This is a genomic window from Ancylobacter polymorphus (genome assembly GCF_022836935.1).
GTDB lineage: Bacteria > Pseudomonadota > Alphaproteobacteria > Rhizobiales > Xanthobacteraceae > Ancylobacter > Ancylobacter polymorphus_A.
This window is the reverse complement of the sequence record NZ_CP083239.1, coordinates 2,420,736-2,435,838: the sequence shown is the minus strand read 5'-3', so window position 1 is coordinate 2,435,838 and position 15,103 is coordinate 2,420,736. Positions and strand designations below refer to the sequence as shown.

Here is a 15,103-nt window from a genome sequence, read left to right as displayed (position 1 = left end):
GGATTTCCACAAAGTTGACGGGAAGGTAGGTAGCCGCCCCCCCATGCGTCAAGGCAGCGTCACCCCAACGTGACTCTTTCCACCGCCCGCTCCAGCGCCGCGCCGTCGAGCGCATGCACGAGAGGGCCGGCGGTATAGACCAGCAATGCCCGCACAGGCTTGCCTGGGAATAGCTTGGCGATGAGCCGCGCATAGAGCGCGACCTGGCGGATATGCGCGGGCGGCATGGCTGATGCGACGCGCGGCACATGCCGGTCGGTCTTGAAGTCGGCGATCAGCACCGCGCCGTCGCTGACGCTCAGCCGGTCGATGCGGCCGGAAACCGGGGTGCCGTCCTCCAGTTCGCCGGCCAGCGGAACCTCGCCGAGGCTGCCGGGCGCGAACAGGGGGCTGAGTTCCGGCAGAGCCAGCGTCGCCAGCGCCTCGGCAAGCAGTTCCTCGCGCGCGGCCTCCGACCAGTCGGTGCTCGACGCCAGCAGGCGGCGGCCGGGCTCGGGCCGCCCAGCTTCGGGCAGCGGCGCCAGCGCCGCCATCAGCCGGTGCAGCAGATCGCCGCGTTCCAGCGCGCGGGCGGCATCGCCGGTGGGCGCGGGGCCAAAGACATCGGCGCCGGAGGGGCGAAGGCTCGCCGGTGCCAGCGTCTCGCGCACCGGCCGGGCCAGCGCCTGCGCCAGGGCGCGCTCCTCGGCGGCACCGGCGGGCGGCGGGGGGACAGGCAGCGGCGGCAGCGGCGCGTCCGCCGCACCGGCGCGCCAGCGCAGCACCGTGCCGGCAAAGCCGCTCGCCGGGACTTCCAGAGCCTCCGGCTCCAGCGCGGAGCGCACGAGATCGTACCAGCAATCGGCCGGGCGCTGACGCGCGCCATCCGCCCCGCACAGAACCAGCGCCGTCTCGGCGCGGGTCAGCGCGACATAGAGCAGGCGGCGATATTCGTCCTGCTGGGCGTCGTCGCCGCGCTGGCGGGCGCTCGCCATGGCTGATGTGTCGCCCTTCTTGGCCGGAGCGTGCAGCGCCACACGGCGGCCATCGGGCAGTTCCACGCGCAGCAGCCCGGCGCTGCGGCGGGTCATCGGCCCGGAGGTGGTGTCGGCGAGAATGACATAGGGCGCCTCCAGCCCCTTGGCGCCGTGCACGGTCATCACCCGCACCTCGTCGCGCCCGGCTTCCATGTCGCGCTTGGCCTCGGCGCCGCCGCGCCGCAGAAAGGCCAGGAACCCCGCGAGCGAGGGCGCCTCCAGGCTCTCATAGGACCGTGCCAGCGCCAGCATCTCGTCGAGCGCGTCAGCCGCCTCGGGCCCCAGCCGGGCGAGCATGGCGGCGCGGCCGCGCTCGCGCCCGAGCACGCGGGTGTAGAAATCGAACGGCCGCAGCCGCCGCGCCTCGTCGCGCAGCCGCGCCAGCCGCCCGGCGGCCGCGGCCCATTTCGGGTTCTCGCCCGCGCGGGCCGCCAGCACATCTTCCAGCAGCCCATCGCGGCCGGGCGCCAGCTTCATCAGGTCATTGTCGTCAAAGCCGAAGAGCGGGCTTTTCAGCACGCTCGCCAGCGCCAGCTCGTCGTCGCGGGCGAGCAGCGCGTCGCCCAGCGCCATCAGGTCCATGACCGCGATATGCTCGGCCACGACCAGACGGTCGGCGCCGGCCACTTCCACCCGCGCCTGCTTCAGTTCGCGGATGATGGAGGTGAACAGCCCGTCACGTCGGCGCACCAGAATAAGGAAATCGCCCGGCCGGGCCGGGCGCGTGCCATGGCGGCCGGTGACGGGAAAGCCTTCGCGGATGCGGGCGGCGATATGGGCGGCGATCTTCTTCGCCAGCCTTCCCTTGGGGTCGTCGGCGCCGGGCGCGTCGAGCGGGCGCTGCCAGGCGTCGACATCCACCTTCTCGCTCGGCGCTTCCGGCTCCCACATTTCCACCAGCGCCGGCAGCGCGGCGTGGATCGGCGCGTGCACCGGCGGCTTGGCTTCGGCGGAAAGGCCGCGATAGGAGGCCTCGCGACCGAACACCGCGTCCACCGCCTCCAATATGCCCGGCGCCGAGCGGAAGGAGTGCTGCAATTCCACATGCACGAAGCCGGCGCCGCCCGCCGCCTCGAATTCGCGCCGCACCGTGTCGAAGCGGCGGGGATCCGCACCCTGGAACGAGAAGATCGACTGCTTCTCGTCGCCGACCACGAACAGCGTGCGCGGCAGCTGGCGGTCCTCGCGCGCGCCTTCGCCCGCAAAAAACTCGGCCACCAGCGGGCGGATCACCTCCCATTGCTCCGGGCTGGTGTCCTGCGCTTCGTCCAGCAGCACATGGTCGATGCCCTGGTCGAGCTTGTAATGCACCCAGGCCGAGGCGCCCGAGGCCAGCAGCCGGCGGGCGGCGTTGACGAGATCGGCGAAGTCGAGCACGCCGCGCGCCGCCTTGGCCCGCTCATAGCGCCGCGCCGCCTCGCGCCCGAGGATCAGCACCGCCCGGCTGCGCTCGAAGGCGCGGGCGGCGGAAAGCTGGCGCGCCAGCGGGGCGATGCGGTCGCGCTCATTGATCAATTGCGGGTATTTCGCCCGCGCCGCCGCATTGCCGAACTGCCCCTCGGAATAAGGCTCGCCATCCTCTTTGAGAAACACGCCGGCATAGGTCTCCGCCACCGCCTCGGGCGGCGCCAGCACGGCCGCGCGCAGGCCCTGGCCGCGTTTGGCGCAATTGCCGCCTTCCAGCAGCAGCGCCTCCGCCAGCCCAAGCCACGCCCCGCGCGGGATCAGCGCCGCTTCGATGATCGCCCGCTCGATATCGGCGGAGGCGATGGGCGCGTCGAGCCCGACGGCGCGGGCGAGATCGTCCTCGCTCGCCGCGAGTGCCGGGGCATCCGCCACCAGCTCCTTCAGCAGATCGTTGATGCCGGCATCGGAGGTCTGGGCGACGATCAGCGCCAGCGCCTGACCGAGGTCGCTCGCCGGGGCGCCGGCGGCTTGCAGCACCACCTCCGCTCGCACCCGCGCCAGCAGTTCCAGCCGCGCCGCTTCCTCCAGCTCGCCGAAGCCGGCGGGCACCCCGGCCTCGAAGGGGAAGGCGTGCAGCAGCGCGCCGCAAAAGGCGTGGATGGTCTGGATCTTCAGCCCGCCCGGCGTTTCCAGCGCCTGCGCGAACAGCCGCCGCGCCTGCGCCCGGCGCAGCGGGTCGGGCGCGCCGCCATCGGTGCGGACGATCTCGGCGTCGAGCGCTTCGTCGTCCAGCGTCGTCCAGCGCCGCAATTCGCCGAGCACGCGGTTGGCCATGTTGGCCGCCGCCGCCTTGGTATAGGTGAGGCAGAGAATGCGCCCCGGCTTCACGCCCCGCATCAGCAGGCGGATCACCCGTCGCGCCAGCACATGGGTCTTGCCCGAGCCGGCATTGGCCGACACCCAGGCCGAGAGCATGGGGTCGGAGGCGGAGGTCTGCAGCACGGTGGCCGCCCGCAGCGCGCCGGGGGCGAGGTCGGTGATGTCGCTCATTCCTCGCCCTCCCCGCCGGTGGACCATTCCTTGGCCCGCGCCAGATGGTCGTAATCGCCATAGCGCCCGCCGAACATCGGCCGCGCCAGCGAGGCATAGCCGCGCGAGGGATTCTCGAAGGCAGCGATCAGCGTCTGCAGCCGCGCCAGCGTGTCGCTCGCGAGGCCGGCGGCGGTGCTGTCCTTGTCCACCGCGTTCACTTCCTTCACCTCGGCCGTGCCGAGCCTGATATAGGCGAGCCCGGCCGCCTCCTCGCCCGGCACGTCGGGGAAGCAGCCGGCCGCCGCCATCGCCGCTTCCAGCGGCAGCTGCGGGGAATAATGCACCGCCGTCTGCTTGGCGGTCGGCACCGCGCCGGTCTTGAAGTCGAGAATCGCCAGTCCGCCCTCGGCCAATTGTTCGATGCGGTCGGCGCGGCCGGTGAGGGTGAAGCGCCCGCCGGCGAGGGCCAGCCGGCCATATTTCTCCGCGAAGACCCGCCGGGTCCGGGTGCGCCGGGCGCGCTCCCAGCCGATGAGGCGCGGCACCAGCCGCTCGAAACGCGCCCACCACAGCGCGTGCTCGGCGGGAAAGCGCTCCAGCGACGCGAAGGCGGCGCGCCCATAATCCAGCAGCACCGCCTCGGCATTCGCCGGCAACGCCTCCGGGAACGCCTGCGCGAAGGTGCCGAGCGCGTCGTGAATGGCGCTGCCGCGCTCCCCCGCGCCCGGTGCCTCGTCGAGCCCGTCGAGCGGGGCGAGGCTAAGGACATGGCGGGCATAGATGGTGTAGGGGTCGCGCAGCCAGGTCTCGATCTCGGTGACGCTGAGCTGGCGCGGCCGCAGTTCCACCGGCGGCGCCGGCTCCGGCCGGGCGATGCGGGCGGCGGGCGGCTCCTCCTCGATGATGCCGGCGAGGCGGCGGAAGCGGTCGCCCCGGGCGATGGCCGCCTTCCAGCGCGCCTCCCCGCTCACCGCCGCCAACCGCTGCAAAAAGCGCGAGGGCACGGTCGGCGCCCCGCCGAGCTTGCGCGGATAGGACAGCACCAGTTCCGGCGCGCCGCAGCCTTGGGCGAAGTCATGCGCGGAAAGGCCGATGCGCCGCTCCGGCGCTTCGAGCCCCAGCGCGGCGCGCATCGGCCGGCTGAGCCAGGGGTCGGCACGCACGGCGTTCGGCCAGGTGCCCTCGACCAGCCCGGCCAGCACCACGCGGTCGACGCCGACGAGACGCGCTTCCAGCGGCCCGAGAATGCGCAGCCGCGCGCCCGGCACCAGCGGCGGGCGCACCGGCTGGCTGGAGAGCAGCAGCACCAGTGCGGCGGCATAATCCGCCAGCGTCATGGCGGGCGCATGCGCCGCGCCCTCCGCCAGCGCCTCGAAGGCGCGGGCGAGTTCAGCCAGCGCCGTCGCCTCGGCGGGGGAATCGATCCCGGGCCCGTCGGCCTCCGGCCCGTTCCACGCGGCGGCTATGGCCGCGCGGTGCGCCTCCAGCAGGGCGGCGAAGGGGTGCTCCCCCTCCCCCAGCGCCAGCAGCGGCGCGAGGGCGGCGGCGAGGCGTTTTGCGAGCGCCTCGGCCAGCGTGCGGCGCTCCTCGCCCAACCGGGCGCGCGGGTCGCGCGGGTGGAAATCGGACGGGCTGAACCCCGCCACCGCCTCGGTCAGCCCCGACGCTCCGGCCGCCGGCCGGGGGCCGCGCAGCACCATCATTTCCAGCGCGTCGGCGCCGGCGTCGAGGCGGGCGCGCTCCAGCCCGAAGCGGGCGAGCGGGTGACGCAACAGGGCGGAAAGCGGCAGCGGCGCCAGCGCGTCGCGGCAGGCATCCGCCACCAGCCTGGCGAAGCGGCCCGGCCCGCTCTCGGACAGCGGCTCGCCGGCGGAATCGTCGATGGCGACCTCGAAGCGCAGCAGCTCCGCCGCCACCCGCCGTGCAAGGTCACGGTCGGGGGTGATGAGCGCGCCGGTGCGGCCCGGCACTTCCAGCACCTCGCGCAGCGCCAGCGCGATGGCCAGCGCCTCCTCGCGCGCATCCTCCGCCTCGATCACGCTCACCTCGGCGAGCGCGGCGTCGATGGCCGCGGGGCCGAGCCGGTCGGACAGGCTCGCCCATTGCTCGGTGGAGGCGACGGGGCGCAGCGCCTCGGACAGAAGAGCCTCGCGGCCATGCGCGGCGGAGGGCGCCAGTTCGCGCACCGCCTCGCGCCCCACGCGCATATGGCGCTTCAGCAGCAAGGCGAGGCCGTATTGCGGGTGGCTCGGGGCGCTGGTCTCCTCGTCAGTCAGCCCCGCCCAGGAGGGCTCATCGAGCGTGAAATCCAGCCCCGGCAGCACCACGGCGCCGCGCGGCAGATGCGCCACCGTCGCCAGCAGCCGGGCGGTGGCGGGCATGGAGCCGGTGGAGCCGGCGGCGATGACCGGGCCGCCCTCGGCGGTGTTCGCCAGCCGCGCCGCCTCGGCGGCGATCAGCTGGTCGCGCCGCACCGCCGCGTCCACCTGTCCCTGCTCTTCCAGGAAGCCGGGCCAGAAGGCGCGGGCGATCTTGAGGAAGTCCAGCGCCATGTCCCAGTAGCGGTCGTGTTCGCCGGGCACCAGCGTGTCCAGCCGCTCCCACGGCACTTCCTGCGCCGCCATCTCATCGATCAGCCGCGCCAGTTCGTCGGCGAGGGCGAATTCCGCGCCCGGACCGGCGGCGACGGCGGTGCGCCCGTCATCGCCCGCCAGCGCCCGCCGCCACAGCCGGATCAGGCTCGCCAGCGCCAGCCGGCGGGTCGTCGGCGGCACGGCACGCGGCGGATCGGTGAAGGTCTCGGCGAAGGCCAGCGCGTCCTCGTCGACATCGCCGACCGGCACGATGCGCGGCAGCAGCGTCACCCCCGCCCCCATGCGCTGGCGCAGCGCCTCGGCCAGCAGGCGCCCGGCGCGGCGGGTCGGCAGATAGACGGTGGCGGTGGCAAGGCGCAGCGGATCGCCGCGCGGGGCGAAGCCTTCGACCAGCACCCCGTCGAGCAACGCGTCGGCCAGCACCGCAACGAAGGGCGCGGAGGAGGGAATCGAGAACAGCCGGGGATGGCGGCGCGGCGCGTCCATGCTCATGAGCGCGCGCCTCGGGCGGCCGCCATGCCCTCAGTCCTTGGAGCGCGCAATGGCCTCTTCGGCCTCGGCGATGGCTTCCGGCGTGCCGACATGCATCCACACCCCTTCCATGCGCTGGCCGAACAGCCGGCCGGCCTCGGCGGCGCGGCGGAACAGCCGGTTCAGCGAGAACGCCCCCTGCGGCGCATCCTCGAACAGGGCCGGCGCCACCACCGCCGCGCCAGCATAGACGAAAGGCACGGTGAGTCGCTCCGGGCGCGGGGTGAGCCGGCCGAGCCCGTCCATGAGGAAATCGCCCCGCCCGTCATAGCCGATGGAGGTCGCCGCCGGGGCGAGCAGCAGGCAGATGTCCATCGCCTCCGGGTCGAAGCGGTTGGCGAGACTGCGCAGATTGGGGCGGATGCCCTCGATCCACACCGTGTCGGCGTTCATCACGAAGAAGGGCGCGTCGCCCAGCAACGGCAGCGCCCGGGCGATCCCGCCGCCGGTCTCCAGCAACTCGCCGCGCTCGTCCGAGAGAATGATGCGCGGACGGGTGCGCCCTTCGAGGTGGCGCTCCAGCAGGTCGGCATGGGCGTGGAGATTGACCACGGCGGTGGTGACGCCTGCCGCCGCCAGGCTGTCCAGCGCGAAGTCGATCATCGCCCGCCCGCCGACCTCGACCATCGGCTTGGGCAGGCGGTCGGTGATCGGGCGCATGCGCGTGCCGAGGCCGGCGGCGAGCACCATGGCGGTGGTGATGTCGGTCATGAACGGCCGGGCTCATTCGGCGGGGTGGAGGCGGGCGTGGCAGCAGGCGTTGCCGCCGGTTTGGCGACCGGGAACACCGCCGGGCGCACGCCGGGCGGCAGCCGCGAGGCGCCGGGCGCGGTCACATGGTCCTTGTACCAGCTCGCCAGCCCGCCCAGCTCGGGGAAGGACAGGCAGCGCTCCAGATAGTTCCAGATGCGCGGCAGGTGCTTGAGATAGACCGGCTTGCGGTCGCGCTGGTTCAGCCGGGTGAAGATGCCGAGGATCTTGGTCGCGCGCTGCGCGCCCATCACTGCATAGGAGGCGGCAAAACCCTTGGTGTCGAAGCTGGGATCGGCGGTGCGCCGCGCCTTCACATAGCGCGAGAGCAAAGCCAGTTCGAGCGCTTCGGGCACGTCGACCCGCGCGTCCTGCGCCAGCGAGACGACATCATAGGCCGGCGGACCCATCACCGCGTCCTGGAAATCCAGCAGCCCGACCCGCGCCAGCCCGGCGCGCTGGGGCAGCCACATCAGGTTCGGCGAATGGTAGTCGCGCAGCACCCATACCGGCTTCTGCGCCAGCGAGGGCGCCAGCGCCGCCGTCCATAGCTGGCGGAAGGAGCGGCGGGCATCGGTGGACAGCCTTCCGCCGGAATGCGGCAGGTACCAGTCGAGCAGCAATTCGACCTCGATCAGCAGCGCGTCGAGATCATAGGGCGGGATGTGGTGGTCGAGGCCGGTGGTGACGGCGACGGTGGAGGGCAGGTCCTGCGCGTGCAGCGCCGCCAGCACGTCCACCGCCAGTTCGTAGCGCTCCGGCACCGGCGCGGGCGGGGTACCGTCGAGCACGCCCTCATGGCCGAGGTCCTCGATGACAAGCAGCCCGGCATCGAGATCGCCGCCATAGATCGCCGGCGCGGAGAAGCCACGCGCCCGCAGCGCCCGCGCCATGGCGACAAAGGGCTTCACGTCCTCGGCGAGATGGGCGATGGCGCTGTAGGGCTTGCCATTATGCACCGGCGGGCCGTCGGGCCGGCGCGGGGAATTCATCAGCACACCGTTGCGCTTGGCGCCGATCAGCCGCTCATAGGAGCGGGCGGAGGCGTCGCCCTGCAGGAAACGGCGCTGCGCCGCGCCGAAGCCGACCTGGTCGATCAGCGCCCGGATCGCCTTCATGCGGTAGAGCGCCCCCGCCATGCGGCCATAGCCGAGCAGGCGCACCCGGCGCATCTTCTCCGCGCCCTCGCTGGGCAGGGTGATGTGCACTTCCATCCGGTCGGGCCGCAGCACGGCGCCCTCGGCGCGCTCGGCCCATTCCACCAGCGTCACCGCCCCGTCGGTCTGCTCGCTCCAGCCGAGTTCATCGAGTTCGGAGGAATCGCCGAGCCGGTAGAGGTCGGCATGCACCACGCGGTGGCGCGGCAGGTCATAGGCCTGCAGCAGGGTGAAGGTCGGGCTCGGCACTTCGAGATTCGGATCGCCCGCCAGTTCGCGGATGATCGCCCGCGCCAGCGTGGTCTTGCCGGCACCGAGATCGCCGCCGAGCGTCACCAGATCGCCCGGCCGCAGCAGGGCGGCGAGGTCCATGGCGAGGCGGCCGGTGGCGGTCTCGTCCGGCAGCACCACGTCCCAATGCGCCACCGGCGAGGTGGGAACGGCGCCCGTGTTGCGGCTGTCGATCATCGCCCTACTCCGCCGCGTCCCGGCCGGCATCCGCCGCGCGCGGGAAGATGCAGGTCACCAGCGTGCCCCCGCCCGGCGCCGCGCTGAGGCTCACCGTACCGCCATGCAGCGCCACCAGCGAGCGCACGATGGACAGGCCGAGCCCGACACCGCGATGGCGCGAGCCGGCGGTGTGGCTCTCGAAGCGGTCGAACACCCGCGCGCCGATTTCCGGCGGGACGCCTGGGCCCATGTCGCGCACGCGGAACACCACCTTGTCGTCGCGCCGCTCGGCGGCGAGCGTGACGGTGGAGCCCTCCGGCGCGAAGCCGACGGCGTTGGAGAGCAGATTATAGAGCACCTGCCGCACCCTTTTCGCATCGGCGCGGAAGGTGCCGGCGGCGGGCGGCAGCTCGATGGACAAGCGGATGCCGCCCTCGGCGAGGCGGTCGCGCACGCCTTCCGCCGCCGCCTCCATCGCCGCGCGCAGATCGACATCGGTGAGTTCCAGCGTCATCGCGCCGGCGTCGATGGTGGCGAGGTCGAGAATGTCGTTGATGATGGCGAGCAGCGCCGCGCTGCTCTCGGTGATGTGGTTCACATAGGCGCGCTGCTTGGGGTTGAGCGGGCCGATACCGGTGTCGTCCAGCAGCTGGGCGAAGCCGATGATGGTGGTCAGCGGCGAGCGCAGTTCATAGGAGACATGGCCGACGAAGGTGCTCTTGAGGTGGTCGGCGGCGACCAGTGCCTCGTTGCGCTCCACCAGCGCGCGCTCCACCTGCACGCTGTCGGTGATGTCGCGCAGCGTCACCAGCGTGCCGCCATCCGGCAGCGGCTGGGTGGAGCCGTCGAGAATGATGCCGTCGGTACGCTCCAGCCGGAATTCGGTCGGCACGCGCGCGTCGATGCCGGTGACGGCGGCGCGCAGCTTGCGCCAGGCCGTGCCGTCGGCGGTCAGGCGGCGGCAGGCCTCGGCCACCGCGTCGATATGCGGGTGGGCGCCGAGCCCGGCCTTGTCGAGACGCCAGAGCCGCTGGAAGGCGGAGTTGGACAGGCCGAGCCGGCCGTCGCTGCCGAACACCGCCACCGCTTCGGCAAGCGCGTCCAGCGTCTCGCTCTGGATGCGGGTGAGCGAATTGAAGCGGCTTTCCAGCGCCAGGCGCTCGGTCACCTCGTCGAACAGATAGGTGACGCCGCCTTCCGGGTTCGGGGCGGTGACGACGCGCAGCGTGCGCCCGCCCGGCAAATGCCACCAGTGCTCGCGCGGCTCGATGGCGCGGTAGGCGGCGTGCAGATCCTCGCGCCAGACGCGGAAATCCGCCTGTTCCGGCAGGCGCCGCGCCGCGCGCAGCCGGTCGAGCACCGCGCCATCGGTCGGGCGGTCGTCGAGAAAGGCGGCGTCGAGCTCGAACAGACTGGCATAGGCGGCATTGTGGAACACCAGCCGCTGGTCCTTGCCGAAAATGGCGACCGCGGTGGCGAGCTGGTCCAGCGTGCGGCGATGCGCACCGATGACATGGGCGAGTTCGGCCCGCACCGTCTCCGCCTCGGTGGCATCGAGCGCGATGCCGGCGGCGCCGCCGCCGACCGGCACTTCCAGCACGTCGCGCACCTGCCGCGTGCCGGCGATCACCACCGGCTGGCGCGCCTTGAACGGCAGGCTGGCCGCGTGCAGCTTCTGCGCCTTGGCCCGGCTCTGCTGGTCGAGCAGCCAGAGGTCGCGCGCGGCCGCGTCATGCCCGTCGCGCGCTTCCACCGCATGGGCATAGGCGGCATTGCTCCAGCGCAGCTTGCCGTCCTCGCCGCCGACCCAGACGGGGGCGGGCAGCGCGTCGAGCAGCGCGCGCAGCGCCGTGGTCTCGTCGTCGAGGGTGCGATAGGCGACTTCGAGCCGCGCCTGGTCCAGCCGCACGCCGGTGATGTCGCGCAGGCGCAGCACCACGGCCGAGCCGACCGGGCGCCCTTCCGCCTCGACGAAGCGGCCGTCCTGCGTCGCCAGCGTGGCGGTGAGCGGCGTGCCGCGCGCCCGCAGCCGGTCCACCGCCGCCTCGATCTCGCCCGCCGCCGCCGGCACCAGCCAGGAACCGAAGGCGAGGATGCGGGCGGGCGCGACCACGCCGGTAAAGGCGGGGGTGTTGCCGATGATTTCCGGCTCGCCGGCGGGATCGCGCCAGACCACGACGATCTGCGGCTCGGCCATCAGCAGCGCGCGCGCCTCGTCGATCTGCGCTTCCAGACGGGCGATCTCGCCATAGGCTTCCGCCTCGCGCAGCAGCGACTGCCGGCGGTAGCGCAGATGCACGATGGCGGTGGTGGCGGCGAAGACGATGAGGCCGACGACGAGAGCGAGGCCGATCAGCGCGCTGGGGTCCTGCACCGCCAGCACCGCGAACACGCCGTCCCCGGCGGGCTGGGCATAGGCGCGCGCCCCGGAAAGGGCGAGCGCGCCGCCGGCAAGGGTGGCGGCGGCGAGAACCGCGAGGCGGGCAAGGGAGGCGGCGGGCAGCGCGGCCATGCGGCGCGCGGAGCGGCGGACAAGGCGGCGCAGCTGCCGGCGCCAGGGGCGCGAAAGCGTGCCGGCCCGCACGTCGCGGCGCCAGTCGTCTCCCGTCCCGCCGTTGTCGGCCGGATGCGCCATCCGAGCCCGTCTCCCCCTCGCCGCGTGCCGACCTCCGGCAAACGCCCCGCGCGCGGCGGGGCATCGAATCACCGCGACTTTAGCGAAGCCGGGTGTGCTCTAGAAGGGCCGGCGGCGGCCTATACAGGCCAAGGCGTGGCGGCGGGTCAAAGTCCTTCGAACAGGGCGGTAGAAAGATAGCGCTCGGCGAAGGAGGGAATGATGACCACGATGGTCTTGCCCTCGTTTTCCGGCCGCGCGCCCACTTCCAGCGCCGCCGCGATGGCCGCGCCGGAGGAGATGCCGACCGGGATGCCCTCAAGCCGGGCGATGGCGCGGGCGGTCTCGAAGGCGGTCTGGTTGCCGACCGTCACCACCTCGTCAATGACCGAGCGGTCGAGCACGTCCGGCACGAAGCCGGCGCCGATGCCCTGGATCTTGTGCGGGCCGGGCTGGCCGCCGGACAGAACCGGGCTGTCCTCCGGCTCCACCGCCACCATGCGCAGGCCGGGCTTGCGCGGCTTGAGCACCTGGCCGAGGCCGGTGATGGTGCCGCCGGTGCCGACGCCGGAAATGACGATATCGACCGCGCCGTCCGTGTCGTTCCAGATCTCTTCCGCTGTGGTGCGGCGGTGGACGGCCGGGTTGGCGGGGTTGCGGAACTGCTGGGGAATGATGGCGTCCGGCAGCTCCTTCACCAGCTCTTCCGCCCGCGCCACCGCGCCGCGCATGCCCTGCGCCGCCGGGGTCAGCACCAGTTCGGCGCCAAGCAGCGCCAGCATCTTGCGGCGCTCCACCGACATGGATTCCGGCATGACGAGGATCAGCCGGTAGCCGCGCGCGGCGGCGACGAAGGCGAGCGCGATGCCGGTATTGCCCGAGGTCGGCTCGACCAGCACGGTGCCGGCCTTGATCACGCCGGCTTCTTCCAGCGCCTCGATCATGGAGACGCCGATGCGGTCCTTGACCGAGCCGATCGGGTTGAAGAATTCGAGCTTGGCGAGAATGCGCGCCTTCACCCCCCGCTCGGCCGGCAGCCGGTTGAGCTGAACCAGCGGCGTGTCGCCAATGGTCTCGGTGATCGAGGAATAAACCCGCCCGCGGCCCGGCTTGTCAGCGGTGGTGGCGGTGGTGGTGGGAGCGGTCTCGGCCATGGGTGCCTCCAGCAAGCGGGCCGGCGCAGGCGCGGCCCGTCATTGGCGAATTGTTTTCGCCGGCAGCGCTAACATATTCACGCCGCCACGTCGAGAAAACAAATAATAAACGAAATCAAATTGTGAAATCTATGCCTTCTGGCAGGCCTTTGCGCAGCGTGTTCTGCGCGGCGGCGCGGCAGAGGTCTTCCACCGTCACCCCATCCAGTGCGGTCTCGAAGGCGCGCTCCGCATCGGCCACCGCCGGCTGGACGATGTCACGGACGATGGGCGGGAAGCCTTCCAGCGCCTCCTCGCCTTCCGCCTCGACCACGCGGACCACTTCGGCCACGGTGATGCGTCGGCGCTCGCGGGCGAGTTCATAGCCACCGCGCGGGCCGCGCACGCCCTTGAGCACGCCGGCATGGACGAGGGCCTGCAGCACCGGCTCCAGATGGCGCGGCGGCAATTCGTGCCGCGCGGCGAGCGCCTTGGCCGCCACCGGCGCGCCACGGGCGTGCAACGCCACGTCGACGACGGCGGCGATGGCGAGAAGGCTTTTATCGGAGAGGCGCGGCATGGCTCTTGGCTAGCGCGATATTTGCCGGCCGTCGAGCCCTGTCGAGCCAAATCCACCATCTCCGCGCGTTGTTTCGTCGAAATTACCGGTCTCGACGAGATGAATGCGCGTCACCGGCGCCACCACCATCTGCGCGATGCGCTGCCCGCGCTCCAGCACCACCGGTTCCGTGCCGAGATTGACCAGGATCACCTTCACCTCGCCGCGATAGTCGGAATCGACCGTGCCCGGCGCGTTCAGCACCGTCAGCCCCTGTTTCAGCGCCAGCCCGGAGCGCGGGCGCACCTGCGCCTCGAAGCCTTCCGGCAGGGCGAGCGCCAGCCCGGTCGGCACCGCCGCGCGGGCGAGCGGGGCGAGCGTCAGAGCCTCCCCCTCCGGCAGCGCCGCCATCAAATCGAGCCCGGCCGCGCCTGGCGTGGCATAGGCGGGCAGCGGCAGGCCCTCGCCATGGGGGAGGATGCGGACGGTGACAGCGAGACTCACGGGCGGGTCTCCTCAGAGCCGGTTGCGGCGATGATGCGGGCGATGAGGCGCGTGGCAACCTCGCTCTTGGAGGCCGGCGGCCACGCCTCCACCCCGGCCTCGGTGATGAGGTGGACTTCGTTGCTGTCGCCGCCCATCACCCCGCCGGGAATGCCGCTCTGGGCGGAAACGTCATTGGCGACGATCCAGTCGCAGCCCTTGCGGGCGCGCTTGGCCTGCGCATACGCCACCACATTCTGCGTCTCCGCCGCGAAGCCGATGACGAGGCCCGGGCGCCCCTCCCCCCGCTGCGCGATGGTGGCGAGAATGTCGGGATTCTCGGTCAGCGCCAGCGGTGGCAGGGCGCCGCCATCCTTCTTCATCTTCTCGCTGGCCTCACGCGCGGCGCGCCAGTCCGCCACGGCAGCGGCGAAGATGGCGATATCGGCCGGCAGCGCCGCCTCCACCGCCGCCAGCATCTCGCGCGCGCTTTCCACCCGGCGGACATCGACGCCGGCGGGGTCCGGCAGGTTCACCGGCCCGCTCACCAGCGTCACCCGTGCCCCGGCCTGCGCGGCGGCGGCGGCGATGGCGTGGCCCTGCTTGCCGGAGGAGCGGTTGGCGATATAGCGCACCGGGTCGATCGGCTCATGCGTCGGGCCTGAAGTCACCAGCACATGCCGCCCCTTGAGCGGGCCGTCGCCTTCCAGCATTGCCTCGGCGGCGTCGGCGATCTCCAGCGGCTCGGCCATGCGCCCCGCGCCCTCCTCGCCGCGCTCGGCCATGGCGCCGGCATTCGGCCCGACGAAGCGCACCCCGTCGGCGGCAAGCTGCGCCGCGTTGCGCCGTGTGGCGGGGTTCGCCCACATGGCCGGGTTCATCGCCGGGGCGAGCAGCACCGGGCGGGTATTCGCCAGCAGCACGGCGGAAGCGAGGTCATCCGCGAGCCCATGCGCCATCTTCGCCATCAGATCGGCGGTGGCGGGGGCGACGATGATGAGGTCCGCCTCGCGCGAGAGGCGGATATGACCGACATCCTGCTCCGCCTCGCGGTCGAACAGCTCGGTGAACACCGTGTCATGGGAAAGCGCGCCGGCGGCCAGCGGGGTGATGAAATGCTGCGCGGCGGATGTCATCACCACGCGCACCGAGGCGCCGCGTTCCTTCAGCCGGCGGATCAGGTCGAGGCTCTTATAGGCGGCGATACCGCCGCCGATGATGAGCAGAAGGCGCTTGGTGGCGAGCATGGCGTTTCCCGAAGGCCCGGAGCGGGAGGTCGGGCGTTCATACAGCCAAACGCCGATTCGGCCGAAGGGCAACCGCGAACATGCTGAACGCCCGCCGCCGGCAGGAGGGCACCGGCGGCGGGAGCGCGCC

At 72.4% G+C, this 15,103-nt stretch carries 9 protein-coding genes; all 9 read right to left on the bottom strand.

The features are described 5' to 3' along the window. Positions 1-59 precede the first annotated feature (59 nt). The 9 genes from addA to coaBC all read right to left on the bottom strand — a co-directional run bounded on the left by addA (position 60) and on the right by coaBC (position 14,973). Entirely contained in the window at positions 60-3,473 is a 3,414-nt protein-coding gene (addA, locus tag K9D25_RS11490) for a double-strand break repair helicase AddA (RefSeq protein WP_244375264.1), read from the bottom strand. Beyond that, positions 3,470-6,541: a double-strand break repair protein AddB gene (gene addB / locus K9D25_RS11485; protein ID WP_244375263.1), complete on the bottom strand. Its 3,072-nt coding sequence runs from the start codon at positions 6,539-6,541 to the stop codon at positions 3,470-3,472. Before addB ends, addA begins: the two co-directional genes overlap by 4 nt. Before the next feature lie 30 nt (positions 6,542-6,571). Next, positions 6,572-7,291, bottom strand: coding sequence for a nucleotidyltransferase family protein (locus K9D25_RS11480; protein ID WP_244375262.1), 720 nt, complete (start codon positions 7,289-7,291; stop codon positions 6,572-6,574). Next, positions 7,288-8,955: a tRNA (adenosine(37)-N6)-threonylcarbamoyltransferase complex ATPase subunit type 1 TsaE gene (gene tsaE, locus K9D25_RS11475; RefSeq protein ID WP_244375261.1), complete on the bottom strand. Its 1,668-nt coding sequence runs from the start codon at positions 8,953-8,955 to the stop codon at positions 7,288-7,290. The genes K9D25_RS11480 and tsaE overlap by 4 nt, the downstream gene beginning before the upstream one ends. A gap of 4 nt (positions 8,956-8,959) precedes the next feature. Next, positions 8,960-11,572 carry a sensor histidine kinase gene (locus K9D25_RS11470; protein WP_244375260.1) on the bottom strand — a complete coding sequence of 871 codons (2,613 nt, stop codon included), beginning with the start codon at positions 11,570-11,572 and terminating at the stop codon, positions 8,960-8,962. 146 nt (positions 11,573-11,718) lie between these two features. Then, positions 11,719-12,705: a cysteine synthase A gene (gene cysK, locus K9D25_RS11465; protein ID WP_244375259.1), complete on the bottom strand. Its 987-nt coding sequence runs from the start codon at positions 12,703-12,705 to the stop codon at positions 11,719-11,721. Positions 12,706-12,820: 115 nt separating this feature from the next. Next, positions 12,821-13,264 (bottom strand): RrF2 family transcriptional regulator, encoded by a 444-nt coding sequence (locus tag K9D25_RS11460; protein ID WP_244375258.1) that lies wholly within the window; start codon positions 13,262-13,264, stop codon positions 12,821-12,823. 9 nt (positions 13,265-13,273) lie between these two features. After that, entirely contained in the window at positions 13,274-13,747 is a 474-nt protein-coding gene (dut, locus tag K9D25_RS11455; protein ID WP_244375257.1) for a dUTP diphosphatase, read from the bottom strand. Continuing rightward, the gene (coaBC, locus tag K9D25_RS11450) at positions 13,744-14,973 is read right to left on the bottom strand and encodes a bifunctional phosphopantothenoylcysteine decarboxylase/phosphopantothenate--cysteine ligase CoaBC (protein ID WP_244375256.1); all 1,230 of its coding nucleotides are present in this window, start codon (positions 14,971-14,973) and stop codon (positions 13,744-13,746) included. The genes dut and coaBC overlap by 4 nt, the downstream gene beginning before the upstream one ends. Positions 14,974-15,103: the final 130 nt, after the last annotated feature.